Below are 25,355 nucleotides of genomic sequence, written 5' to 3' on the forward strand. Positions count from 1 at the left end.
TGAGAAAAAGCAAGCAAATTTTTCAGTGTGCTGTGACCGCAGCCAGATGCCGCTCTGCCTCGCGCAGACGGCGCAGGCTCTCCTCTTTGCCGAGGATGGCGAGAATCTCGGTCGCACCCCCCGGTGTAACCTTCTGCCCGGCTGCAGCGATGCGCAGGATCCACATGACGGCGCCCTTTTTCCAGCCCTCGCGCTCAATACACGCTTCGAGAAGTGCATAGAGCAGGTCATTTTCCCAGCGCTCTGCGGCAAGGGCATCGAGGATGATGATCAGTTCCGGCAGGAGTTCCGCCGCTGCCGCAGGTGTGACCTTGTTGCGCTTGTTCTCGTAAAGAGACGCATCAAAAGGCGGCAGTGTCACGAAGAACGCGATCTCCGCGCGCACATCACTGAGCCGTGTAATACGTGTACGCAGGAGATGTGCAATCGCATTCCACTGTTCTTCGAGGGGTGCCGGGAGTTCCCCCGCATACGCGCGCGCCGCCTCGGCGAATGCCGCATCCGTCATTGCCTTGAAGTACTCGCCGCTCATCCAGCCGAGCTTGTCATAGTCGAACACAGCGGGAGACTTCGACAGACCTTCAAGGGAGAATGCCTCAATCAGTTCGTCCATGGAAAAGACTTCCTGATTCGTTGTCTTCGGGCTCCATCCGAGAAGGGCGACATAGTTCACAATCGCAGCGGCAGGATAGCCCATCTTCACAAGGTCATCAAAGCTCGTCGCCCCATGCCGCTTGGAGAGTTTGCTTGTCTTTCCCGTTGCATCGTCCCGTCCCATGACGGGGGCAAGATGCACGAACACGGGCGGCTCCCAGCCGAATGCCTCATAGAGAAGGACGTGCTTCGGCGTGGAGGTGATGAACTCCGTCCCACGGATGATATGCGACACCCGCATCAGATGATCGTCGATGACATTGGCGAAGTTATACGTCGGCATGCCGTCGCGCTTGAGAAGCACCTGATCTTCAAGCTCTGTGTTTGGGATCGTCACACTCCCGTGCAGAACATCGTAAAACGTCGTCTCCCCCACGAGCGGCATCTTCTGCCGAATGACGTACGGGTCGCCGTGGTCGAGATGCGCCTGCACCTCCTCAGGCGTGAGATCGCGGCAGGTACGGGGATAGCCGCCGTAGGACTTGCCGTCCTCTGCCGGCTCCGCCTCCTCCGTCTGCTGACAGAAGCAGCGATAGGCATGCCCGCTCGCGACAAGCTGCTCTGCATACTGCTTGTAGATTGGCATGCGCTCACTCTGCACGTATGGACCATAGTCCCCGCCGATCTCGTCTGGTCCTTCGTCGGGAATGATGCCTGCCGCGTCGAGCGTGCGGCGGATAAAGTCCACCGCATCCGCCACATAACGATTGCGGTCGGTGTCCTCAATGCGCAGAATAAACGTTCCGTTATTCGCGCGCGCAAACAAATAGGCGTAAAGTGCTGTGCGCAGATTCCCGATGTGCATATAGCCCGTCGGGCTGGGTGCGAAACGCGTACGAATTTCCGTCTGTGTCAAATGTTTTCCCTCCAAAAAATAAAGGGCAGCTGCCCCCATCGCTCCTCTGAAGGGGCAGCCCCTGGATGTAGGGAAAGCGGCTTCAGAGAAAGTCCACAGCCTCCCCCGTATGACCGGTCGATCCGAAAAGCATGCCGCAGGGCTTAGGCCGTCGGGCAGCAGGTCCGATGGGAAAATGTCCCAAGAACACACGCGTCAGCAATGTGTAATCGGCAGGCACTGACCGCTGTGGGAAAGGGAACTGCGAAGCGGTGAAAGGAGCCCCCTCACTATTTCGTCTACCCCCGCAGATAGCCGCAGAGCGCGCGGAACATGATAAGAGAGCTCATCGCGCCCGGATCCTCGATGCCGATGCTGCGTGCGCCGATGAGTGCGGCACGCCCGCGCCGCGCGGCAATCGTCTTTGTGTACTCTGCCCCCGTGCGCCCTGCCTCGAGCGCGTCCTCAATGCACTCGCGCAGGCTCTTCCCCTCAGCATTCTCAGGAAGAAAAGCGTCACGGATTGGGATCAGCGTATCGAGCATGGTCTTATCTCCGCGCACGGCTTTCCCGCGCCGCTGGATTGCATCGATGCCGGCAGTAAAGAGCTTCTCGAAACTCGCCACGTCGAGCCGCGTCTTCCCGCTGACAGCCTCTCCTGCGCGCACAAACGCAATCCCATAGAGAGGTCCTGCCGCACCGCCGACATTCTCGATGAACGCGCGCCCAATATGGTGAAGCACCTCTGCAAGCGGCGCATCCGGCGGCAGTTCGGCAAGGCGCTCCTCCGCCGCCGCAAAACCGCGTGCCATGTTGAGTCCGTGATCGCCGTCCCCAGTCTTTGCGTCCACCGCCGTGAGATAGTCTTTCTGCGCCATGACCGCAGCGATGACCGCATCCACTGCATCACGTATGTTTGCCATTGTCTGCACCATCTTTCCCTGGTTTAAAATCCACCGAACAAATCCACACTTTCTTCAATAAATTCCCATATTCTCATCAATATTATAACACGGTATCACGTACAGGAAAAGAGGGACAGACAGATTTCGGCATTGTCTTTGGAAAAGGCAGATTACAATGTATTCATTAAATTGATATTCATCTGTTTGTCAAGTCTTGCGGCGTATTTTTTTTTATGCTATCATAATGAACAAGAAGGTGCGCCTTAGATGTGCGTATGCCTTATCCATGTCTAACCTACAGATTTTTTAGGGAATCCGACTTGATTCCGGTCAACGCGATACACTTCGGTGAACGCAGCAGCCGGACTTAGGGTACCCACCTGCTTGACGCAGGTATAGACATATAAGTCATACGGCATTTCAGACCCCTCTCTTCCGGTCAGAGCGAAACTGCCGTACGGCAGCTTGGTTCTGACCTTTTTGTTGTATACATCACCCCCGAAAAATGGCAGGAATTTTCCAAAATAACACGAATACAACTATAGATAAAACTATCTGTTGGACAAGGGAGATCGAAATGTCGGATCTGGATACAACGAACGAAGATATCGCCGTGGAATCCGCTCCCGCAAAGCGGCGCGGACGTCCCAAAAAGCGCATACAGGAGACATCTGACACAGCAGCGAAAAAACGCGGGCGTCCGAAAAAGGAGGCACGCACGACATCAGCAGTGCGCCGTGAACGGCCCAAGGAACTCGTTTTTGCCCTTGATATCGGAACACGCAGTGTCATCGGCATAGTCGCTGAGCAGCGCGGCGGCGTGCTCCACATTCTTGCGACCGAACGTTTGGAGCATCGGACACGCGCCATGCTCGACGGCCAAATCCACGATGTTCCGCAGGTCGCTGCCATCATCCGCGAGGTCAAACATCGTCTCATGGAGCGCACAGGTCCTTTGAACAGTGCCGCCGTAGCTGCTGCCGGACGCGCGCTCTATACGATGACGGCAGATGCCGAGCAGGACGTTGCGGGGATCATTACTCCCGCACAGCAGCGTGATCTGGATTTTGCCGGCGTACAGGAAGCGCAGAAGAAACTCGCTCACTCCCACACGGTTGACGACCCGACACGCTATTACTGTGTCGGGTACAGTACAATACGCTATACCCTCGACGGAAACGAGCTAAAGACTCTCGTCGGTCAGCGCGGACGCAAGGCAGCGGCAACCGTCATTGCCACGTTTCTCCCACGGCAGGTGGTCGACTCCATGCAGTCCGCCCTGCGCGAGACGCACCTCGAGATGCGCGCGCTCACACTGGAGCCGATTGCGGGCATCAATGTCCTTATCCCACCGACAATGCGCCATCTGAACCTCGTTCTCGTGGATATCGGCGCGGGCACATCGGACGTCGCCATTACGCGCGGCGGCTCGGTCATTGCCTACGGTATGGTGCCAATGGCGGGAGATGAGATCACCGAGGCCATTTCGCGGGAGTATCTCCTCGACTTCAACATTGCCGAGGAGATCAAACGAAAATCAGCGGACGGGCAGGATGTCTCCTTTACCGACATCCTCGGTATGAAGCTCTCACTCACTGCCGAGCAGGTGCTTGCTGCGATAAAACCGGGCGTCGCGAACTTGGCAAATGCCATTGCCAAGCAAATTCTTGAACTCAACGGTGAACCGCCGCAGGCAGTGATGCTCGTCGGCGGCGGTGCACGTACCCCGATGATCACGGAGCTCGTCGCAGAGGCACTTGGCATTCCTGCCGGCCGCGTTGCCGTTCGCCAGCCGGAGGCGGTGGACGGCGTGGCAGAACTTCCGGATGAACTGCGTGCACCGGATGCAGTTACCCCGCTCGGCATCCTGAAGATCGCCTCAATCAATACCCTGCATTTCCTCGCCGTATGGATCAACGACATCGAGTACAGCCTCTTCAACTTCCGTGAGCTCAATGTCTCCGATGCTCTCCTCGCGGCGGGCATCAGCCTGCGCAAGTACAATGGGCGCCCCGGCATGGGGCTGATGCTGACGGTGAACGGCGAGCGGCGAAGCTTCCCCGGGACGATGGGGACACTCGCCCAGATTACGATTGACGGCAAAAGTGCAAGTCTTGATTCCCCCATTCACGATGACTGCCGCATCAAACTCGTCGCAGGGGAGAACGGAACCCAGCCGACAGTACGTCTCAGCGATGTGATCGGCAGCATGAGCGGCTACCATGTCGTCCTCAACGGAGAGGAAACGCCGGTTGCCGCCAGCATTCTTGTCAACGATGCCGTCCCCGAAGGCGATCCTATCCTGCGCGACGGCGATACCATCGTCTCGCGCCGTGAACGGACTCTCGGCGAGGTTCTGCGCGCATCGCATCTCCCGCCGACGGGACGCCGCATTTCCTACACTCTGAACGGTGAGGCGCGCCGCTTTTCTTCCCTGCCGAAAATCACTTTAAACGACGCCCCGGCCGCACTCTCCACCGTTCTCCGCGAAGGTGATGTCATTTCGTATGAGGACACTGCCGTTCCGACACTGGAAGCGGTACTCGAGCTTTCCGCTGCGGCATCCTATGCGACCATTACCTACGAGGGAAAGGAGCACAATATCCCTGCCACAGGGCAGGTGCTCACGGTCAACGGGAAGGAGGCATCGCCTGATACCATCGTCGAGGACGGCGCTGTTATCATCTACCAAAAGGGGACGGGAACGGCCAATGTCAGCGAGGCGCTGCTTGCCGTTAATTTTACCCCTCCGCCGGCGACCAGCCGCGTCACCTTCAGCATTCTCGTCAATGGGAAACGCGCAGATTTCACCAGTCCCATACGTTCCGGTGATACATTGGAGGTCGCCCTTACGCCGATCGGTGCGCCGAACGCAGCCGCGGACACAAAAGTCTCCTCCCCCTCTGAGGATCACTCCGCTCCTGCGGCAAGTACAATCCTATCCGGCATCGCGGCGCGCAGCGCACGGGGAGACGGCGGAGAAGCACTCCCTGCCAGTCCGTCGGGGGAGCCTCAGAATACGGCAGTCCCGCCATCCGCTTCTGCTGTGAAAACGGACGGTACCGTCTCCATCGAATCTCTGATGCGCTACGATTGAATCGATAAAAAGGGCATTGATGCGAATTTTTCTCGTATCAATGCCTTCTTTTATTTTATCATTGTCTCATGGATTTCCAGCGATCATGCAGCCAGAACCACTCCTCAGGATACCTGCGGATCCACGCCTCAATGCGCTGATTCACCGTCTGTGTCACACGCAGAACATCGGCATGGCGGTCATCCGTCTTTTCAACATAGATGGGAGGCTCTATGGTAAGGGTATGATGCCCATCCGCTTCACGGTGGATAAACACGGGAAAGATGGGTACATCACAGCGGCGTGCGATGGCCGCTGCGCCCGTAAACGCATTCGTCTGCTGTCCAAAGAACTCAATGATCACGCCGTCGCGCAAAAACGGATCCTGATCGCTGAGCAGTCCGATGATCCACCCCATGTCGATCATGCGGAACATCTCACGCACACCTGAGCGATAGGTGATGTGCATCCCGACGAGTGCACGATACTCATTGATGAAACGATCCATCCCTGCCGCACTCTGCCGCTTTGCCACGCCAACAAGCGGGAACCCCGCGCAGGCGAATGCCCCGCCCATGAGTTCCCAGTTGCCGCTGTGTGAGGTAGCAAAGATCGCACCTTTCCCCTCAGCGATGGCGGTGCGCACCTCATCCGCTGCCCCTGTGATTGTCACAAAGTCACCCATGTGCGGGCGCATGACGGGAAAGCGCAGGACCTCCATCAGCATGGGACCGAAACGCAGGGTGCTCTCCCGCGCGATGCGCGCGGCCTCCTGTGCTGAGACATGAAGACAGCGCGCGGCCTGCGCACACGCAAGCCGCTTGCGCCGCGCGGGGACAAGGGGCCAAAGGAGCCACGCCAAACCTGCGCCGATCCTCATGGCGACACCGTGCGGCAGGAGACAGACGATGCGGCTGAGGAGTTTTACCGCATAGTAGGACAGCATTTCAGCTCTTCCCATGCAGGCATTCGATTTCCTTTTCGAGTGCCTTGAGTTTCTTCACCATCTCAGGCAGCCGACGCACGGCGGCCTGCACACGCAGCCACTCGGTATGCGGCTGTACAGGAAAGCCTGCGCAGAATACTCCCTCAGGCATATCGCCGATGATGCCCGAGCGTGCAGCATAGACAGAGTTTGCCCCGATCGAGATATGTCCAACTGTCCCAACCTGCCCGCCGAAGGTAACATTATGCCCAACCTTTGTCGAACCGGAGATGCCGGTCTGGGCGACGATAAGGCAGTTTGCCCCGATGCGGCAGTTGTGTCCAATGTGGACAAGGTTGTCGATTTTCGTCCCTTTTCCGATCACTGTCGACCCGAGTGTTGCACGGTCGATGCCGACATGTGCGCCGATCTCCACGTCGTCCTCCACGACAACGCCGCCAACCTGCGGTACCTTCGTATGTACCCCCGCCTCGGTCGTAAAACCGAATCCGTCCGCGCCGATCACGGCACTGCTGTGGATCGTACAGCGCGCACCAATACGGCAGTGTTCGCGCACGACGGCATTCGGATAAAGCACGGTATGATCGCCGATCTCGCTGTACTGTCCCACATAGGCATGCGGATAGATCGTCACCCCATCACCGAGCACTGCATGATCGTCAACGTAGGCAAAGGGGAGCACCGTCACTCCTGTCCCAATCCGCACATCCGCACCGATGTATGCCTCATCGCTGACACCGACAGCGTGTTCAATCGCAGGCGTAAAGATCGTGAGAAGACATGCAAATGCCGCCTTTGGATCATCGACGAAAATATGCGGACAAGAAAAGCCCTCTGTCCCCGTTGGCAGCAGGAGTGCCGCCGCCGACGCACTGCGTGCCTCATCGATGTGCGGCGGAACGGCAAAGGCAAGATCTCCTGCCCCTGCCTCGTCGAGTGCAGCAAGCCTGTAAACGATACAGCTGCCGTCGCCGCCGACCGTCCCGCCGACAAGCTGCGCAATCTCATTGACTGTCTTTTCCATGCCTGGCTCCTTTTACTGGAGTTTATTGATCACTTCATCTGTGACGTCCACGCCGCCCGAGAGTACACTCGGGTACTTTTTGGAGCTGTCCATCACGGCATCCAATTTCTTTTCCTTCGCAACATCCTGCAGGGCGACGTTCAGCTTCTGTTCAAGCTGAATACTGTACATCTGCTGAAGCCCCGCCATCTTGCGCTGCGTGTCCATCTGAACCTGCTGGGACTCCTCCGCGGTCATCTGCGGGTTTGCGGCAAATTTGTTCTGCGCTTCCTGCTGCGCTTCCATGAGTTTCGTATTTGCCTCATCGACCACACTTTTCAGCTGCGGTGCCTCCTCCTGCACACGTGCACGATCTATCGTTCCAACGTGAACCTGCCCGCAGCCCGCCAGTGCTGTGCTCCCCGCAAGTAGAACAACGGCGGCTGCTTTACTGAAATATTTCATCGGTCAATATCCTTTCATTCCCGTATGGTCTGCTCTAAGGCCTCACGGATCAATTCAGCACGCATCTCTTGACGCATCTGTCTTGTCCGCCTTCGGCAGAAAAGTCTCTGCGGAGCACCACTCTGCGTCCGGCTTTTCACCTCATTCGGACGAAAAGCATGCGTCAATCTGATCATGTTATCAGTGATTCCCTCACTCTATCCTCTGCATTTCCCGCACCATATCTGCTGTCACATCCGTCGCTGCCGCCGCGGTGATCGGCGGCATGTACCGGTGCAGGACAAACGGCTGTGCCGGCACGATATGTGCGGCATCATCCGCCTGCGGCGAGGTGAGGATGAGAGAAAAGTGATGCATCAGGGCAATCTTTGCCGCACGGCTGCGTATATCCCGCCAAATTGCCGCTTCGAGTGCATCTGCATCACGACGTACCTGTGCAAGGCGCATGGCACGCTGGGCAGCAGCAGACTGTGCATTCCGTGCGCTTTCAGCACGCTCCATCGCGGCGGCATTGCGCTCCTCTGCTTCCGTTTTCTGCCGCTCTGCCTCCGCCTTCTGTGCCTCGATGGCGGCCTTCGTCTGTGCCGTCCATATCGCCTGCTGCGGCTCGATCCGTGCCGCAACGCGGGCGCGGATCTCCTCCTGCCATGTGCGGTACAGTGCGTCCTGCCGCTCCTGCCGCTCCTGCCGCAGTGTCTCACGCTGCTCTTCAAGACGGGTTCGCTCCTGCGCCAACTCCTCCTCAGAAACCCGCGGACCATGCATCGAGCGCTGATTGTCAAGTTTCAGGTTGATGTTCAAAATAGCATTCTGATACTCGTCATCAATCACCTTTTTTCGCCGCTCATAGTCCGACTCGGACTCTTTGCGGTAGGCCTCGGTCAAACGCTTGCGCTCACGATCGAGGGCGACGCGCGCCCCGATCACGGTCTGCGCATTCTTCTGCCAGACCGAGTCCTGAAACGGTGCATCATCCGCCTCCGGCGGCGTTATTGCAAACACGTCCGGGATGTTCTGTACCTCCAGGGCAAGGCTCTGCTCCTCGGCACGCAGCTCCATCAGCCGCGCATAGGAAGGATGTGCCGCAAGAACTTCTGCGATGCGCATGACGGCAATATCCGATGCCTCTCTGCGCTGCTCCCCTCGATGCAGGAAAAGAAACACTGCGATCAGCAGCAGCAGACATACGGCTCCCGCCATGATTTCCCGACGACGCGTTTTCCAGAGTTCCATGCATCTCCCTCCGTGATGGAAGTGCTAAGGAAGCACGGATACATGCCGCGTGCGTCTCTTAGCGCATCTTTTTCGCCCTGTCATGGCCGACAAATTCTCCGCATCGTTCACTGTGCGCCTGTTTGTCTCCTTGACAAGGCAAAAATCTGCCCCCGCTGACGGACTTCATTATATCAGCGATTCCATATAAAATGTACCGAGCAGTGCTCTGCCCGGTACATTTGCGCATCTCCATCCGCGCATGACGGCTTACTTGCTGTTGCCCAGCTCCTTAATGACATCCTGCGTAACATCCTGTCCGCCGTAAACGACAGCGCCCTTCTCAATGACGACCGAAAGGCCCTTCTTCTCAGCGACCTTCTTGACGGCATCCTGGATGCTGTTCTCGATCGGCTCCATCAGTTCCTCATTCTTCTGCTGAAGACGCTGCATCGTCTGCTGATAATAGTCCGACTTCTCCTGATCGTTCATCGATGCAGACTTTGTCTCGAAATCGGCCTGTGCCTCCTGCGATGCCTTCTGCATCTCAGCATTGGCAGCGGCGAGCTGCGGATGTTGACTGCCGACCTGGCGATAGTCCACCACACCGACAGCGGAGGATGCCGCCGAGGCGATCCCCGACCCGCTCTGGGTTAGTGCAAGTGCAACCACGGAACCGACAAAGACAACGGCGATGAGAATGCTGATAATCTTAACCTGCTTCTGCTCAAGTTTGATCATGAATAAATTCTCCTTTTCTCCCAAGAACGTCCAATCTTCCGATCGAACGCCCTCATTATAGCAAAGAGTGTCAGATAGTTCAATAAGGCGCAGATAAAATGCCGTACCCCTATCTCACAAATTGTCTCACTTTACGATGCGATAGCCCGGCAGCGTCGTATCCAATCGTACCTCTGAGAGTGCGGGAGCCATCGCCACCAGAGTGATGCCGGTATTGAGATTGACATCGACCAGGACATCATCTTGGAAGGTAAGACGTGCGACATAGCCGTCGCGAATCGGCCACCCATAGGTCACCGTCTCCTGTCCCGGCATAACATCGCAGCCGAGCTGTTCTCCTGCACCGCCAAAAACAGCCTGTGCATCCGCGAGGCTCATTCCGTAGCTAAGTGCACGGCAAGCCTCTTTCGTCACGGGGCTTGTGACTGAGCCTTCGGCAAGGGCATCCGATGCACGCAATTCCTTGCGTGTGAGGGAAAGGCCGCGGAACGGGTCGTTCAGACGGTTGTTCTCCGTGAAGGTGCAGTCGACGACCTTATAGGGACCATCCTGCCAACGGTAGGTATACGTATAGATCCCGTTAATGATGCTCTGATGCACGAGTTTTCCTTCCTTGCCGTAGAGTGCAGCAACATCGGAGACACTTGCTCCCGGAGCAATCGATTCGAAATTCGATGCCGTAATGACATCCTGCATATCACGTCCGCTCTGCAGCGTACCGTGATCTCCGGCACGATGTGCATCGAATGATGCCTGGCTGCCGCCGCATCCCGCGACGAGCACTGCCGACGCGGCGACTGCCGCCGCTATAAGTCCGATCTTCTTGACCTTCAGCATAATAAGCTCCCTCTTTCTCCACATTCCGCCCTCCGGCGATACAGCAACACAGTCTATCATACACCAATTTTCGCTCATATTCAAGGCATGCGCCGATAGACGCGCAGCTTTTCGCGCCCCTCCGACGGCATCGTGCCGAGCAGTTCCCACCGCCCGTCCTGCATCGACTCCTCGAACGCAGCAAAAGCATGCCGCTCCACCACGAGATAGACCGTTTTATCCTGCGGCAGTTCGTCAATGGGGAGGAACGGCATGACGTTCTTGCTGCTCCAGCTCATCGCTTTCGGCGCACGCGCGGCGATCTCCTCGCGTGCGGCAAGTGCGTACATCGGATGCCCCGTATAGTAAGGCACCGTTGCCGTATAGTCGCCGCAGGAGACGAGGAGATCCTCCTCCTGCATCGTCTCCATGAGGAGCATCGCTGCCTGTTTTCCGCTGAAATGTCCGTCGCGCGGCGCGTAGTGCACGCCAGCGAGCACCACGACGAGATAGAGGGCACCGCCAACGACTGCCCCAATGCGCAGAGCACGCGTGTTTTTGCGCAAAAGGTGCGCTGTCAAAATCGCCGTCGGCAAAAAGGCAGGAAAGCTGTACGTCGGGTACTTCGTCGCCATGAGCTGAAAGAATAAGGGCACAACGATGGCCCAAACGAGGAGAAACTGCGTTCCTGCATCGAGAACGGGACGAACGCGCCACGCGCGAAAAAACGCGAGCGGCAGAGCAAAACTCCACGGGAACATTCCGAGGAAGTAGATACCAAGATAGAAGTACCAGACATTCCACTGTGCGTGCTCCGAGACCGTCGCACGCAGGACATTGTGAATCCCGAGGAAGGTGTTCACAAAGTCCGCGCCATGCACCAAATACATATAGATGTACCACGGCGCGCAGACCGCTGCAAAGATGAGAAGCCCCGTCGGCAGGGCGATGTGTCCGAGCGCACGCAGATCACGCCGTACGGCAAGGTAGACGAGGATCACGAGCCCCGGCAGAAGGAATCCGACGGGGCCTTTCGTCAGCACGCTCAGCCCCGCACATGCATAGGCCAGATAGAAAAATTTCTTTCGCTGCTCACCGTACCCCAGAAAGAATGTCCCTAACGTAGCACCAAAAAATACGAAGAGACTCATATCCGTGAGGATAAGCTTTGCAAGCAGCCCATAGAGGACGCATGAGCCGAGGATGACCACCGACCAGAACGCTGTCCGTGCATCGTAGATCCGCCGCGCAAGAGCGTAGGTGAGCAGCAGCCCGGCCGCCGCAAAGAGCGCAGGGAAAAACCTTGCGGCAAAATCTGTCACACCGAAGCACGAGAACGCAGCGATCAGCTCCCAGTAGAAGAAGATCGGTTTATCGTACCAGTAGTTTCCATAAATCTGCGGCGAAAAATAGTTTCCTGCCGCCAGCATCTCCTTTGCCGTCTGTGCATAATTCACCTCGACGGGTGCCGTCACAGGGAGCGCGGCATTTCCCCAGAAAAAAAGGGCAGTGAAAAAAAGCAGCACCGCCCCCAGCTGCATCCGCTCAGTCATCGCACTGCTCCTTCGCAGCCGTCCGCGCAGGATTCTCACACGCAACGAGGTAGAGCGGCCGATTTTTCACTTCCTGCAGGATACGCGCAATATACTCCCCGCATACGCCGAGCATCATCATCTGCATTCCGCCGAAGAACAGACTGCACACAACGATCGTCGACCACCCTGGCACCGTCTCCCCACGCAGGGTCTCAACGAGGACGTGGAGGAAGAGCACGACCGCAAGCAGTGCCGATACGATGCCCGCATAGAGTGCCGTTCGCAAAGGCTTTATGGAATAGGCAAAAATACCGTCAAGCGCGAATGAAATCATCCGACGCAGTGAGAACTTAGAACTCCCGGCATAGCGCGCCTGTGCCACAAAGTCCACGGTCGTCCGTCGAAAGCCGAGTGCACCGACCATGCCGCGGATAAAGCGTGCATGTTCCCGATAGCGGCGCAGGGCAAGCACCGCCTTGCGGTCCATCAGGCGGAAATCCGAGCCGCCTTCCTGTATCTCCACATCGGTCAGCAGATTGAGAAGACGATAATAATACTTTGACGTCGCCCGTTTAAAAAAGGAAACCCCCTCCGTCGTCAGGCGCACAGTCTGGACAATCTCAAAGCCCTCCTCCCAGCGCGCAATAAGCTGCGGCAGGAGTTCGGGCGGATGCTGCATGTCGCCGTCCATCGTGATGACCGCATCTCCGTCCGCATGATCTATGCCGCAGGTCAGCGCGAGCTGATGTCCATAGTTGCGTGCGAGAAAAATCGAGCCAATATATGCATCCTGCGCCCCCAATGTGCGCAAAATCTCACGGCTGCGGTCAGATGAGCCGTCATCAATAAAGAGCAGCTCGTAGTGATAGGGCAGGCGCTCCATCACGTCTGCCACGGCACGCGCAAAATGCGCAATATTCTCCTCCTCGTTGTAAACCGGAACGACAATTGAAATCCGTTTCACGATGCCCTCTCACGTCCCTCTGAAAAATATTCCCTGCACATCTCTAAAAGTTCCCGATCAAGCGCAGCCATGCATCATCTCTGTCAATCAGCCCTGCTATACTGAGGAAATCATGCAGCTTGTAGCGCAGCTCCCATTCTCCCGTTCCCACATCTGTCCAATGTTCGTAGCGGAGCAGCCAGCGCGGATGGAATGCATAGCTGCCCGCCGCCGAGAATCTCCCCCCTGACACATCCCAACGGAGTTCCCCCGTGAGCCCCGGCAGAAGCGTGCGCGCATAGCCGGTACGCCATGAAAATCGTACATCCTCCGGCGCAGCGTCTGTCTCCACATAGAGTTCGTCGCGTGGACTGAACATGCGTCCGACATGCAGACGCGCATGGAGATCACGGCGATCCTCCCCGCGCCCCTTGGACGCACGTCCGATATCAAGCCAGCCTGTGAGACGCAGGCGATAACGCTCTGTATCGCTGCGGCTCATGACCGCCGTATGCTCTCCGGGTGTAATGGTCACATGCGAGGTGATGTGCAGGCTGCGCAGTGCCGGCACCGCGTCAAGATGGGCTCCCAGCTGATTCTCAAGTGCCGTGCGGTGGCGCGCAGCAAAAGCAACAGGTACACCGACAAGCCGATTGACCTCCGTCTCCATCGCCGTGCGCTGTGTAAGCAGTGCAGCATTGGGAACGGTGTCCGAGCGCATCGAAAGGTCGATCGTCCGCACGACCGGCAGACGCGGATAGACGGTAAGATGCACGGTCGCCGTGGAGGAAACGTCTATATCATAGTCCGCACGGAACTCCGGCAGATGATTTTCCATATAGGCAGAAAGCTGCCGCTTCAGTGCTCCCGCTGCCCAGTCCGTCGCCGCAACAGGCAGACCGATGAGCGCATCCGAAAAGACCTGATCTGCCCCGCTGAGATCAGCACGCACCATTTCCTCGATCATGGGCGGCATGCCCTCCACCTGCGTCTCAACCGTGACGCGTTGAATCGTATCCGCCCATGGCGCAAGGTGGATCTCCACGGTTGTATGCGGTGCAGGGCGAACCGTCACGCCCGTCACCGCATAGCCGACAAGCAGACGGTCAAAAACCGCCCCGATAACCTCCTCTTCCTCCGATGTCACGATATCCGCCGTGTGCCGCCCCTCCATACGTTCCGCGGCAATCGCAGCAACCGTGCGCTCCATACGCGTCCGCACGATGGGGGGAATCGGCCGATCCCCTACGACAATAGCCGCAGTGTCCTCCACGCGGGGAGTCTCTGCGGCATTGACAGGAGAAACAAAACCTACGGAAAAAAGAGCAAGGAAAATGAGCGGCAGCAATATACTGCCGCCCGGCAGGGGTCTCCCCTGCCCCATCAGAACGTGCCGCCGACGCGGAAGTGCACGCGGCCGCCCTGCGACCCACGTCCATAGTCAAGGCGCAGCGGCCCGATCGGCGTATTGAGACCGAGACCGACGCCGACACTGCCGTGCATATGCTCCGGTGTAAGCCCGCGGTCCCACGCCCCGCCGTAATCCGTGAAGATCGCTCCCGTCACCTTGGAAACGATGGGGAAGCGATACTCGATGGAAGCGAGAGCCATGCGATTGCCGCGGAACTGATCTTCACGATAGCCGCGGATGGAATCCTGTCCGCCAAGACGGAACTGATTATACTCAGAAATCGAACCATTGCCCAGCCCATATTGTCCGCGCACAGCAAAAACCTGCGAGCGTCCCACCTTGAAATACTGCGTATCGCTGATCATGTATTTCTGGAAGCTGAAATCGCCGCCAAATCCTGCGAACTCTGCAGAAAGCGAGGCACGGGAGCCCGTCGTCGGCTCATAGACATTGTCGCGCGTATCGGTGACGTGCTCTATCGTGATGCTGCGCGTTGTACCGAAATTCTTATGGAGCCATGGTATATTGGTGCTGCGGTTGCCGGCGGTTCCATTTTCTGTATGCTTGACATACTTATCCTTACGGTTTTTCAACGTGACAAAATTCGTCGAATACTCGCTCATGGGACGGCTCAGCGTGAGCTCTTCACCCGAATACTTGCGCATAAATGACTCAAGGTGATCGCCGTTCGAATTGTAGTCATCGTATTCATAGGTACGGTTATAAAGACGCACAGTCCCCGCCGTTTCCTTCTTATCGAGCCACGGACGGCGGTACATAAAGCTGTAGCCGCGCGCATCCGTATCGTTGCCGCTCATCTCGTAACTGAGGCTGATCGTGTCGCCCATGCCGCGGAAATTGGAGTCGCTGATGCTCACCATGCCGACCATACCGTCCGCGCTTGAGTACCCCGCACCAATACCAAACGAGCCTGTGCGCTTCTCCTTGACATCGATCTCCATGATGACCGCGTTTGGTTCGATGCCCGGGTTCATCTTGACGTTGACATCCTCGAAGAAACCGAGGTTGTAGACACGCTGCATACTGCGGCGTGCCTGATTGGCATTGAACGGTTCGCCGGGTTTCTGGCGCATTTCGCGGAGAATGACGTGCTCCTTGGTCTTCTTGTTGCCTTTTACCTTATAGCCTTCGAGAATCCCCTCACTGATCTTGATGGTGAGCGTTCCATCCTGTGCAATGTTGAGATCACTGATCTTGGCAAGAATGTAGCCGTCCGCACGGTACTTCTCCTGAATCGCCTGCACATTCTCCTGCAGGATACGCCCATTGAGCATTTTCCCTTTCTGCACCGTAACAAGATCCATAAGATCCTTTGTCTTTTCGACCGTGTTGCCCTCGATACGAACTTCCTTCAGGACAGGATTCTCGAGCACATGATAGGTCAGGACGACCCCCTCGGGTACCTGTTCAAAAACAGGGTAAAGATCATAGAAATATCCCGTCGCATAGATCGCATCGCGATCCTTGACAAGGGCTTCCTCCGTCAGCGCATCCCCAACGTGCATCGCAAGCGCTTCACGCGCCGCCTTCTCCGTCTCCTCGGATGCCCCTGTGATGTTGATCTCGACAACCGTCTTCCCCGTCTGCGCAACAAGCCCCTGCTCCACAGCATCCTCACTGGGACGCGTGCTTGCCCACGCATCTGCGCGCGCATCTGCCGAGGCAGCCGGCGCCGCGCTCGTCAGAGCAGGCCCCTGCTCTGACGGCGCAGATTCCGCCGCGTCCTTGGAATCATCATTCCGTGCGGATCCATCCACACCAGCCATCTCTGCCGCCGCTTTGGCGGCATCATGATCCATCTGCTCCGCAGCAGAGCCCTGCGGCAGGGCAGATGCGGATACGCCGACGCCAAGGGCAATGGCAAGGGCAAGTCTACGGTACTTTTTGCTGTTCAAAGGTGAAACCTCCTAGACGATACGCGCTGCGGTATGCGCTTTCTTTATGATCGTGCACGCAGGTGCACGAAGGAATACCTGTCTTTACTCTCTCAATATCTTTCCGCCGACCTGCATCAGACGCTGCATGTCGGAGTTCGGCATCTGCCTGACCGACGCAGGGGGGGGCGGCGGCGTTCGCTCCGCCGTCGGCACACGATCCGCCGCAGGCGGAATGTCCGGCTCTGCCGTCCGGGCGGGGGGAGCGGCCAGGGGTTCCGACAGCGGTGCAGCTGCTCCCGTATACGGTGCCTGAATCACCGAGGATGCCTGTACCGTGTCCTCGGCATTCGTTTCTGTCGGCTGCTCCGCACGCTCCGGGAGAGCCGGAGCATGCGGCATTGGATCTGCAGAAGGCGGCTCCCACAAGACCCATGCCAATGCAGCGGCACTGACGAGCAGCGGCACAAAAAAGCGAATCCAGCGACGCAGGCGCGTCCGCTGCTGTGCCGCCATACAGGCAAGTTCAGCACGGGCAAGCATCAGTTTCAGATCCCCGGCTACATCATCTGCTCCTGCCAGAGAATTCTCCGCTCCTGTCAGCCAGTCGCGTGCCGCCCGAATGGATCGTTTTCGCGCCTCACGTTCGCTGTCCATCGTTCTCCCTCCCAACAATTATACTACACACTGCCGATGATATTCAATAAGTGCAAAATAAAATGACAGTTTCGCTGAAACACAGAGAAAACAAAGCCCATCCGATGATGGTCTGAATTTAGCCATGCGTTGATCTACCAATGCTGCATAAATCGCGAAAGCATTCCGCGAATGCGCCGTATCCCATTCTTTTGGAGTCGATAAATGTGCGCGGGTGTAACACCGAGAGCATCCGCCATGGTTCCGGCGCCTGCACCTCCGATGGTCACCCCTTCGAGCACCATGCGCTCGCGTGCAGGCAAGCGCTCCATCGCATCCCCGAGCACCCCAACAAGAGCATGACGTTCGGCAACCTCTGCGACCGACGGACATTCATCGACCAGCCTCTCTTTCGCTGTCTCATGTGCCTCCGTCTCTGCCTCCAAGCAGGGCAGATCGACCTGTCCCTCACGCCGCAGAAAGTCATGGATACGCCCGCGTACACGATGCACGGCATAGAGGCTGAAGGCTGCCCCATGATGCGGGTCGTAGCGTTCCACTGCTTCAATCAGCCCGATCGTTCCCTCCTGCACGGCATCCATCGCTGCAGAAAGACTGCGGTATGGGTACACCTCACGAAAGACAAGCGGCTGATACGCCTCGATGATGCGGCGGCGCGCTGCTGCGTCGCCCTGATCCTTATAGGCACGCCACAGCTTCTTCTCTTCCTCCGGCGTGAGTTTCTTCACGGCAGAGAGCTTTTTCATGTATGTCGAAAACATGGGCACACCTCCTTTTTATACTGCTGCGGCCCCTCCGGCAAATGCTTGCTAGAAGCGTATCCGAGCCTCCATGCCAACGATCTGGTTGCCCCCTTCGCGGTCATAAGAGATGCCAAATGTATCATTGAAGTCATACTGTATGCCATAGCGGCTCTTATCCGATGCGCCGCCGAGTCCCTGCACATAGCGCACGAGCACATGGTCGCCGAGATACTTGCCGATCTCAACATTGTATTCATTTTCCCGCTGCGTCAGCGGCGTCTCTTCCTTCGATTCAAACAGTGAGCCGCTTCCGCTGGAGAGGCGGAGCACATCCAGGTGCAGAAGATTTTTCATCGAATCCTCCACCTCGGAGAGAATACTCATTTGCAGACCGATAGCAAGAGCATCTGCCGCACTGAACTTCCCTTCTCCGCTCTGATACGCACTGCGCAGCGTCAGTACACGGAGAATCTCCTCCTCCGACATCTCGGGCGAAGAGCCAAGACGGAAATCCATGTGGTCGAGCGGTCCGTGCGCACTCAGATAGACGCGCATGTTGGTCAGACGCGTCTCGGCATAGAAATCGATCTCCGGCAGGAACGATTCCATCTGGTTAAACGTTGCCGTCCCTTCACGGATCTTGAATACCGTCCGCAGATAGCTGACTGTATCGCCGCGCCGCACGCCGATGGTGCCGGTGGTGTGCGGATGATGTGTTGTTCCGCCAAAATGGACAGCGCCCGACGGATGCATATCATAGAGATTTGGACTGAAGAAGTGTACATGACGGCCAACCGTAAGGTCAATATCCAGGATGAGATTCGGAAGCTCATCCCCCGTCTCCGGAATCGAAGGAATGGAAACGAGGACACGGTCCACGTCGATATTTCCCGAAATCTTCGGCAGCTTCTCCCCCCAGTATTCTCCCTCGGTCAGCTTCAGTGAACCGCTCAGCGGACCATCATAGAACGAGCTCTTGACCGTGAGCGCATTCATCACCAGCGTAAAATCGTATGCCGACGGATGAGCGCTGCCCAGGGCGGCCTTTCCCGTCAGCATATAGCCCCCTGCCCCCATGCGTCCCGTACACGTACGTACGGCAATTGTATCGCCAAGGGCGTCAATCTGCACCTGCATATCTGTAATCGGCGTCTCAATCCCCTTGATCTTCACTGCACCATCCTTGATGTTCAGTGTCCCATCCACGCGTGGTGCTGCAAGCGAGCCGCGTATGGTCAAGTTGCCCTCCGTATGCCCAAGTGCCCACTCAACGTTTTTGGAGAACACAGGAAGCAGAGAAAGATCGGCATGGTCAAGGGAAAGGACGAGATCGATCTGGTCAGCATCACTGAGCGCCTCATCTTCCCTCGCCGTGAGCGCACGCAGCGGGAGCGTCCCATGAATACTCGCCGTATAGGCGACACCGTCAATATATTTGCTCACCGTCAGCGGATTGATGCGAACGACGCTGCCGCGCACCTGAATCTTCCCGCTGAGCTCATCAAATGAACCGCCGCGAACGCCTCCATTTTTCACGGCAAGGGTTACATCAGCAACAGGGCTATGCGGTGTCCCGCCAATGTGTGCCGCGGCAGATGCCGTGCCCGTCACGGGCTCATCAATGCCCGCAAGACCCGTAAACAGTCCGAGAGCAATCTCGTTTGCCGTCACATCGACATCCATCATGCCATTGAAATCCACCGTTCCTGTCGCGGAGAATGAGCCATCTCCCTGCTTTCCTGCAAGACGGTCGATCGTCAGCACATGATTGGAGAGCGACACATCCACTGCTGCCTCCGTGACGGGATAACCCGCGACCGTGCCCGCAGCAACCTCGCCCGTCAGACCAATGGTTGGATTATCGCGCGTTCCGCCGATCTGAATGCGGCTCGTGATCTCCCCGCCAATGCGGTCTTCTCTCTGATTGGCGAGTGCAAGGAGCGCTCCCACATCGAAACGCTGCACATCCATCACACCGCGCAGTACCTCCGACTGCGTATCATAGTGCAGGTGTGCCGAGACCACGCCGTCCTTCCCTTGGCGCAGTCCTGTACGCTCCATCGTGACGACGCCGTTCTCGTAGTGGACGAAACTGTGCACATCCGTCAGCGTCACGCCGTTCATCGTCACCGCGTCCGCCTTCAGATCGCCGCGAAAAATCGGATACGAAATCGTTCCGCCGACCTGCCCGTGAAATATTCCATGCCCAGCAACGGGATAGGGAAATTTATGTTCAAACCGCTTGAAATCGAGGTCGCGCACTTCGGCATCGAGATCGAGCATCCCCTGTGCGCTGATCGTTCCGTTCAGCACCATATCCACCATCGGCGAGTAAATATGGAATACCTGCAGACGGATGACGCCGTTATCGAGGTAATAGTCACCGTCCATGCCCGAGAGCAGTGCCCCCGCATAGCTGCCGCGATAGAAATGCACGTAGCCGACGGCATGGGGATGATCCAGTGTTCCTGTAAATTTGATGATATTGTCGATGTTGCCTGTAATCGGCTGATCAGGTGCGACGAGTGCCGCGACATCCTCCATGCGCGCCCCCATCGTATCGATCTGCAGATTGATACGCCGTTCCCCCGTAAACCCGATCGTGCCGTTGACCAGCCAGACCTCGCGCCCGTTGCGCTCCATCGAAAAATCGTGAATGCCGATGCCCGAGAGCGAGCCCTCCGCACGGAAGAGGAGGCTGTCAAACGGCTGGTACATCAGCTGTCCGTGCGTCGCTGAGACCTTCATGTCGACGTGCGGATCCGCAATATTCCCATGCACCTCGCCGCTGATGTCCGAAAGCCCCGCAAAGCTGAGGCGGTCATCCAGATGGTTCAGCAGAGAGAGATCGACATGCCCGCCGTAAAAGCGCAGATCGAGCTGCTCTCCCCCCGTCACCGTGCCCTCAAGACCGAGATCGGTATCATTGGGCAGGTTCAGGCTGAGAAAATCCAGGGTCAGATCCGTACCGTGCAGGAAGAATGACGCATTTGCACGATCGATCGGCACAGAACGGTACATCCCATCCAGCACCTCTGCACTGCCGAACACCGAGAGCCCCGTGCGCTCCGCCCCCCGTCCCTCGATGCCAAGATCAGCAGAGAGTGTGCCGCTGAGCGCCGCGGGAAGGGGGAGATCCGCATCCGTCCGCAGGCGGTCGAGGGGCAGCCCCTCCACCTTCAGATGTGCCGCATAGGAAAGATCCGCTCTCTGCAGAGAGCCCTCCCCTGTGATGTTCCCGCCAAACGCCTCCGCCGTAAGATTTTGAAACGAGAATGTGTTGTCCGCATATGCGACATTGGCGGCGGCGTGGGTTACAGGCACCCCATCGACCGCGCCGCCCTCTGCCGTCACATACCCCGCAGCAGCGGGAGCAGCGAGTGTCCCCGTCACGCGGACATCCGCAGAGACTGTGCCGGTATAAGGACAGTCAGGATAGACCTCTGCCACGGCAAAGTCATTTGCACGCACGCGGAGATCGAGATAGGGCGCATCTGTATCCATCTGAACCGTACCATCCACACGCGCCGTCTGTTCCGCCGCCGTCGCCGTTGCCGCTACAAAGACAGTGCGCTCGTCAAAGCGCAGTGCAGCACTCGTCAGGGTCGTCTGGGTGCCGTAGAGATCGGCATCTGCCCGAACGCCATCGATCCGTCCCTCCATCGTGCGCGCTCCGTCCACGAGACGCAGCCTTGTACGCACGCGGTCGGCGTGCAGGGTGCTGATCTTCACGCGCTCAGGCAGCACAGTCTCGGGCAGGAGGGAGAGGAGCGGCGTCAGATCCGCATCATCTGCCGCAAACTGCACATCCTGCACATCGCTCGTTTTCTCCCCGCGTGCGCGCAGCGGAATCCCCATGAACTCTGCCGACGCATCATAAGAGAATGCACCGCGGTCGATGTCCGCCGCACCGCTCAGATCGGTCAGCACATAGCTGTGCCCATCCGCATCGACATCCGCCGCGCTGTCCGCGATGCGGATGCGCCCGACAAAGGTGCTCGGCTCCGCATCATCTGCCACGAGATCAGCATAGTTCCACGAGCCGTCCTCCCGCCGCACGAGATGCACATGTGCCCCCGTCAGCAAAACTTCATCCACCGACGTCTCGGGCGACAAAAGCAGCGAAAGCAGACGAAGCGTCACCCGCGCTCGGTCGGCGCGGAGGACTTCCTCCGTCTGCTTATCGTAAATCACAATATCATCAATGGTCAGTTCATGCAGAGAACGGATCTCCACCGCGCCGATATGCACATCTGTCCCGAGCCGCTGCGCCACGATGCGCTCCGCCGCCCGGCCGGCCTCTGCCATAAAGGCCTCCGCCCGTACGATGTGGACAGCGGCCGCCGCGCAGAGGAGCACTGCCGCCAGCACAATCGCGCAGGCATAGGTCCTCTGTCTCATAGAGCTCCCCTAAACGGGCGTCCACAGACGCCCGCAATCATTTTCCCATGCTCATCTCATACGCGGCATTTGCCGCGCGAACGCGCTCGATGGAGGCTGCCGCCTCCGCTGCCGTCGGAGCCGGTTCCGGCGGGCGCACCTGCGCCCCCTTCGGGGTCTCGAGAAGAGCCCCCTCATGCAGGACTGCCGCCTCACGTGCGGCGCGGGCACGCTTGCCCTTCTCCGTCACACTGCGGTAGCGCATCGCATCGAGATCGACGGGAACGCCCATCGCATTGTCGAGTGCTGCCTTGCCTGTATTGTAGCGGTAGAGTGCCGTCGCATAATTCGTCCGTGCCGTTGTCAGGTTGTCCGACGCACGCATGACCTCGAGGTTCGTTCCCACGCCCGCATTGTAACGTACGCGCGCGATGTTATAGTCCTCCTCCGCCTGCTTGACCGCCGTCTCCGTTGTCCCGATGTTCTGTTCGGCCGCACGCAGATTCAGGTACGCAGTGCGCACATCGAGACGAACGCGTTCATTTGTCTCTGCGAGAACCTCCTCGGCTTTGCGCAGCTTCGCCTTCGCTGCATGCACCTGCGCTGTCGTTGCCTCATTGTCGAAGATGCGCCACGTCGCACTCAGCCCCACGGTCCAGCTGTCCTTTGCCGGAGCACTGTTGTTAAAGGCATGCTCACCTGTGATTGAACGCGTCGCCGCTGCATTCACCGTCGGGTAGTGTCCGGCAGCAGCAGCTTCTACTCCCGCCTTTGCCTGCTCCACGGTGTATGCAGCCGCCGCACTGTCTGCGCGGTAAATGAGTCCGTAGTCCGTGCAGTCCGAAAGAGCAAGATCATACGCTGTATAACGCAGCTCATCGCTCGTCTCGAGTTCCGTATCCGTCGGCAAACCAATCACATTGTTCAGCGTCGCAACGGCGACGGCATAATCATTCTTTGCCGAAGTTAATGCCTGCTGCGCATTCGCAAGCTCCACCTCGGATGCGAGCACATCCGCACGCGCTACCGTTCCCGCACGGAACTGTGCGTTCACATCGTCAAGATGTTTCGTGAGCGTCGCGACTGCCTCCTCGCGCACCTGCACCATGTTGCGGGCCTGCAAAATATTGAAATAGTCCGTTGTCGCCGTCAGACGGACGGACTGCTTCGTCTGCTCAAGTGTAAGGTCTGCCGCACTTAGACCTTGGCGTGCGGCCTTGCGCTGGGCATTCTTTCCCGCATCAAAGACGGTGATCCCAACCGTCCCCGTATTGCTGAAGCTGTACTTATACGGCCAGTGCTGTGCTGCTACGGCTTTCCCGCCGGCACGTGCCCCCGTCCAGTCCCACGTCAAGTACGGTCCCATGCTGCGATTCGCCTGATGCAGCGTCTCATGCGCAAGATCCACATCCGCAAGAGACTCCTTAATCGTACGGTTGTTTGCAAGCGCCATCTGTACACTGTCCGCAAGGCTGACCTTCACCGTCTCCGCTGACACCGATGCGGAAAAGAATCCGATCGCTGTGCTGAGTGCAAGCGTCCACAGGAGGCATCCTGCAAAATATCCCTTTTTCTTCAAATCCATTTCCTCCTCATTCGCTCCGTGGAAATGTATCCATGCCGTGACGAAAGAAATCCTGCTTACAGATTCTATTATTTTACCAGTTCCCCCTCTTTTTTTCAAATAAATTTATCCTTAGGCAAACGTTCACACGTCACCGACATAACGAAACGTTCGCACAGAACAGACAAGATGCAGCGTCCAAAACACTTTCAGACAACAAAAGACCGCCTGCCGGCGGTCTTTTGTTGGTTTAAACCAGCTCGATAATGGCCATCGGGGCAGCGTCGCCGCGACGGGGACCGAGCTTCAAGATGCGGGTGTAGCCGCTCTTCTTGTCCGTGTACTTCTCTGCGATTTCGCCGAAGAGCTTACGCACAACATCCTCTTCCGCCAGAGCCGCAACGGCTTGACGACGTGCACTGAGATCGCCGCGCTTGGCAAGCGTGATGAGGCCGTCGGCGAGGGAGCGGAGCTCCTTTGCCTTTGCCTCGGTCGTCTCAATGCGTCCATACTTGAAGAAGGATGTGAGGATGCTCCTGAAGAGAGCCTTGCGGGCCGCGGAATTGCGTCCGAGCTTTCTCATGTGTTTCCCACTCCTATCGTTATTCGTTGTCCTGTCTCAAGGAGAGTCCAAGCTCCTCAAGTTTTTTCTTCACTTCATCCAGAGATTTGCGTCCCAGATTGCGAACCTTCATCATATCGTCCTCTGTCTTCTGTGCGAGATCGGCAACCGTATTGATGCCGGCGCGCTTGAGACAGTTAAAGGAACGAACCGAAAGATCCAGATCGTCGATGGTCATCTCGAGCACCTTCGCGCTGTCGTCAACCTCCTCGGGCGGGAAGTTTGGAACTTCCTCCTCTTCCTCGGCAGCGCTGCCGTCCATGTTCTGGAACAGGCGCAGATGCATCACAAGGATTGCTGCCGCCTTGCTCACCGCTTCCTCCGGACGGATGGAGCCATTCGTCCACACGTCGAGGATGAGACGGTCATAGTCCGTGACGTTGCCGACACGCGTGTCCTCTACGGTATAGTTGACACGCTGCACCGGCGAGAAGATGGAGTCGATAGGGATGACGCCGATGACATCATCCGGCTTTTTGTTTCGGTCCGCCGGAACGTAGCCGCGGCCGCGCTCGACAGTCATGTCGATCTTGAGCTTCCCCGTGTCCCCCAGCGTTGCAATGTGCAGATCCGGGTTGAGAATCTCAATGTCGCTGCCGCATTCAATGTCAGCGGCAGTAACTTCACACGCACCCGCTGCATCAATACGGATGGTGCGCGGCTCGCTGTCCTGCATACGGATGCAGAGTTGTTTGAGCGCCAGCACGATGCTCGTCACATCATCCCGCACACCGGGAATCGTGGAGAACTCGTGGAGAACACCATCGATTTGGATGGAGGTGACCGCCGCTCCGTCCAAGGATGAGAGCAGCATACGCCGCAGGCTGTTGCCGAACGTCGTGCCATACCCCGGCTCGAGCGGTTCGCAGATAAAGCGGCCATAACGTCCGTCTTCGCTGATCTCTGCGATCTCGATCTTCGGTTTCTCGATATCTGTCATCTATGTGCCTCC

General features: G+C 57.6%; 19 protein-coding genes. 1 reads left to right on the plus strand and 18 read right to left on the minus strand.

The genetic code is table 11. From position 1 onward, the window contains the following. Positions 1–22: 22 nt before the first annotated feature. Positions 23–1,549: a glutamate--tRNA ligase gene (gene gltX, locus HMPREF0908_RS08765; protein ID WP_006691136.1), complete on the minus strand. Its 1,527-nt coding sequence runs from the start codon at positions 1,547–1,549 to the stop codon at positions 23–25. Between the two features lie 239 nt (positions 1,550–1,788). Then, positions 1,789–2,412 carry a dihydroxyacetone kinase subunit DhaL gene (gene dhaL, locus HMPREF0908_RS08770; RefSeq protein ID WP_050755869.1) on the minus strand — a complete coding sequence of 208 codons (624 nt, stop codon included), beginning with the start codon at positions 2,410–2,412 and terminating at the stop codon, positions 1,789–1,791. A 559-nt stretch (positions 2,413–2,971) separates the two neighbouring features. Between dhaL and HMPREF0908_RS08775 the strand changes: the two genes are divergently transcribed. Further along, positions 2,972–5,491, plus strand: coding sequence for a cell division FtsA domain-containing protein (locus tag HMPREF0908_RS08775; protein WP_040572665.1), 2,520 nt, complete (start codon positions 2,972–2,974; stop codon positions 5,489–5,491). Positions 5,492–5,549: 58 nt separating this feature from the next. Here the strand turns inward: HMPREF0908_RS08775 and HMPREF0908_RS08780 are convergent, their stop codons facing one another. The 16 genes from HMPREF0908_RS08780 to HMPREF0908_RS08855 all read right to left on the minus strand — a co-directional run bounded on the left by HMPREF0908_RS08780 (position 5,550) and on the right by HMPREF0908_RS08855 (position 25,343). Further along, positions 5,550–6,416 carry a lysophospholipid acyltransferase family protein gene (locus HMPREF0908_RS08780; protein ID WP_040572666.1) on the minus strand — a complete coding sequence of 289 codons (867 nt, stop codon included), beginning with the start codon at positions 6,414–6,416 and terminating at the stop codon, positions 5,550–5,552. Between the two features lies 1 nt (position 6,417). Next, positions 6,418–7,440 (minus strand): UDP-3-O-(3-hydroxymyristoyl)glucosamine N-acyltransferase, encoded by a 1,023-nt coding sequence (lpxD, locus tag HMPREF0908_RS08785; RefSeq protein WP_006691141.1) that lies wholly within the window; start codon positions 7,438–7,440, stop codon positions 6,418–6,420. A 12-nt stretch (positions 7,441–7,452) separates the two neighbouring features. Beyond that, positions 7,453–7,884, minus strand: a complete 432-nt coding sequence (locus HMPREF0908_RS08790) for an OmpH family outer membrane protein (RefSeq protein WP_006691142.1) — start codon at positions 7,882–7,884, stop codon at positions 7,453–7,455. Positions 7,885–8,076: 192 nt separating this feature from the next. Next, positions 8,077–9,117: a hypothetical protein gene (locus tag HMPREF0908_RS08795; protein WP_006691143.1), complete on the minus strand. Its 1,041-nt coding sequence runs from the start codon at positions 9,115–9,117 to the stop codon at positions 8,077–8,079. A gap of 249 nt (positions 9,118–9,366) precedes the next feature. Further along, positions 9,367–9,837 carry an OmpH/Skp family outer membrane protein gene (locus HMPREF0908_RS08800; protein ID WP_006691144.1) on the minus strand — a complete coding sequence of 157 codons (471 nt, stop codon included), beginning with the start codon at positions 9,835–9,837 and terminating at the stop codon, positions 9,367–9,369. A gap of 126 nt (positions 9,838–9,963) precedes the next feature. Beyond that, positions 9,964–10,674, minus strand: coding sequence for a hypothetical protein (locus tag HMPREF0908_RS08805; RefSeq protein ID WP_040572667.1), 711 nt, complete (start codon positions 10,672–10,674; stop codon positions 9,964–9,966). An 80-nt stretch (positions 10,675–10,754) separates the two neighbouring features. After that, positions 10,755–12,206, minus strand: coding sequence for an ArnT family glycosyltransferase (locus tag HMPREF0908_RS08810; RefSeq protein ID WP_006691146.1), 1,452 nt, complete (start codon positions 12,204–12,206; stop codon positions 10,755–10,757). Continuing rightward, a complete protein-coding gene (locus HMPREF0908_RS08815) occupies positions 12,199–13,152 on the minus strand; it encodes a glycosyltransferase family 2 protein (RefSeq protein WP_006691147.1) in 954 nt (317 codons plus the stop codon). The genes HMPREF0908_RS08810 and HMPREF0908_RS08815 overlap by 8 nt, the downstream gene beginning before the upstream one ends. Before the next feature lie 43 nt (positions 13,153–13,195). After that, the gene (locus HMPREF0908_RS08820; RefSeq protein ID WP_006691148.1) at positions 13,196–14,515 is read right to left on the minus strand and encodes a hypothetical protein; all 1,320 of its coding nucleotides are present in this window, start codon (positions 14,513–14,515) and stop codon (positions 13,196–13,198) included. Beyond that, on the minus strand, positions 14,515–16,458 hold the full coding sequence (locus HMPREF0908_RS08825) for a BamA/OMP85 family outer membrane protein (RefSeq protein WP_006691149.1): 1,944 nt from the start codon (positions 16,456–16,458) through the stop codon (positions 14,515–14,517). The genes HMPREF0908_RS08820 and HMPREF0908_RS08825 overlap by 1 nt, the downstream gene beginning before the upstream one ends. Before the next feature lie 84 nt (positions 16,459–16,542). Continuing rightward, entirely contained in the window at positions 16,543–17,094 is a 552-nt protein-coding gene (locus HMPREF0908_RS08830; protein ID WP_006691150.1) for a flagellar biosynthesis protein FlhF, read from the minus strand. A 134-nt stretch (positions 17,095–17,228) separates the two neighbouring features. Next, positions 17,229–17,855 carry a sigma-70 family RNA polymerase sigma factor gene (locus HMPREF0908_RS08835; RefSeq protein WP_006691151.1) on the minus strand — a complete coding sequence of 209 codons (627 nt, stop codon included), beginning with the start codon at positions 17,853–17,855 and terminating at the stop codon, positions 17,229–17,231. A gap of 48 nt (positions 17,856–17,903) precedes the next feature. Further along, positions 17,904–22,238, minus strand: coding sequence for a translocation/assembly module TamB domain-containing protein (locus HMPREF0908_RS08840; protein ID WP_006691152.1), 4,335 nt, complete (start codon positions 22,236–22,238; stop codon positions 17,904–17,906). A gap of 37 nt (positions 22,239–22,275) precedes the next feature. After that, positions 22,276–23,802, minus strand: coding sequence for a TolC family protein (locus tag HMPREF0908_RS08845; RefSeq protein ID WP_006691153.1), 1,527 nt, complete (start codon positions 23,800–23,802; stop codon positions 22,276–22,278). Between the two features lie 229 nt (positions 23,803–24,031). Further along, positions 24,032–24,364, minus strand: coding sequence for a 50S ribosomal protein L17 (gene rplQ, locus HMPREF0908_RS08850; protein ID WP_006691154.1), 333 nt, complete (start codon positions 24,362–24,364; stop codon positions 24,032–24,034). Positions 24,365–24,383: 19 nt separating this feature from the next. Beyond that, positions 24,384–25,343, minus strand: a complete 960-nt coding sequence (locus HMPREF0908_RS08855; RefSeq protein WP_006691155.1) for a DNA-directed RNA polymerase subunit alpha — start codon at positions 25,341–25,343, stop codon at positions 24,384–24,386. Positions 25,344–25,355 lie beyond the last annotated feature (12 nt).

The organism is Centipeda flueggei ATCC 43531, from assembly GCF_000160695.1.
Classification (GTDB): domain Bacteria; phylum Bacillota; class Negativicutes; order Selenomonadales; family Selenomonadaceae; genus Centipeda; species Centipeda flueggei.

Excerpts from the sequence above, each read along its gene's own strand:
- HMPREF0908_RS08775 (WP_040572665.1), top strand. The coding sequence starts at position 2,972 with ATGTCGGATCTGGATACAACGAACGAAGATATCGCCGTGGAATCCGCT.
- gltX (WP_006691136.1), bottom strand. The coding sequence starts at position 1,549 with ATGGGGGCAGCTGCCCTTTATTTTTTGGAGGGAAAACATTTGACACAG.
- HMPREF0908_RS08820 (WP_006691148.1), bottom strand. The coding sequence starts at position 14,515 with ATGGGGCAGGGGAGACCCCTGCCGGGCGGCAGTATATTGCTGCCGCTC.
- HMPREF0908_RS08830 (WP_006691150.1), bottom strand. The coding sequence starts at position 17,094 with ATGGACAGCGAACGTGAGGCGCGAAAACGATCCATTCGGGCGGCACGC.
- HMPREF0908_RS08810 (WP_006691146.1), bottom strand. The coding sequence starts at position 12,206 with ATGACTGAGCGGATGCAGCTGGGGGCGGTGCTGCTTTTTTTCACTGCC.
- HMPREF0908_RS08835 (WP_006691151.1), bottom strand. The coding sequence starts at position 17,855 with ATGTTTTCGACATACATGAAAAAGCTCTCTGCCGTGAAGAAACTCACG.
- HMPREF0908_RS08805 (WP_040572667.1), bottom strand. The coding sequence starts at position 10,674 with ATGCTGAAGGTCAAGAAGATCGGACTTATAGCGGCGGCAGTCGCCGCG.
- dhaL (WP_050755869.1), bottom strand. The coding sequence starts at position 2,412 with ATGGCAAACATACGTGATGCAGTGGATGCGGTCATCGCTGCGGTCATG.
- HMPREF0908_RS08845 (WP_006691153.1), bottom strand. The coding sequence starts at position 23,802 with ATGGATTTGAAGAAAAAGGGATATTTTGCAGGATGCCTCCTGTGGACG.
- HMPREF0908_RS08840 (WP_006691152.1), bottom strand. The coding sequence starts at position 22,238 with ATGAGACAGAGGACCTATGCCTGCGCGATTGTGCTGGCGGCAGTGCTC.
- HMPREF0908_RS08795 (WP_006691143.1), bottom strand. The coding sequence starts at position 9,117 with ATGGAACTCTGGAAAACGCGTCGTCGGGAAATCATGGCGGGAGCCGTA.
- rplQ (WP_006691154.1), bottom strand. The coding sequence starts at position 24,364 with ATGAGAAAGCTCGGACGCAATTCCGCGGCCCGCAAGGCTCTCTTCAGG.
- HMPREF0908_RS08780 (WP_040572666.1), bottom strand. The coding sequence starts at position 6,416 with ATGCTGTCCTACTATGCGGTAAAACTCCTCAGCCGCATCGTCTGTCTC.
- HMPREF0908_RS08855 (WP_006691155.1), bottom strand. The coding sequence starts at position 25,343 with ATGACAGATATCGAGAAACCGAAGATCGAGATCGCAGAGATCAGCGAA.
- HMPREF0908_RS08790 (WP_006691142.1), bottom strand. The coding sequence starts at position 7,884 with ATGAAATATTTCAGTAAAGCAGCCGCCGTTGTTCTACTTGCGGGGAGC.
- HMPREF0908_RS08800 (WP_006691144.1), bottom strand. The coding sequence starts at position 9,837 with ATGATCAAACTTGAGCAGAAGCAGGTTAAGATTATCAGCATTCTCATC.
- lpxD (WP_006691141.1), bottom strand. The coding sequence starts at position 7,440 with ATGGAAAAGACAGTCAATGAGATTGCGCAGCTTGTCGGCGGGACGGTC.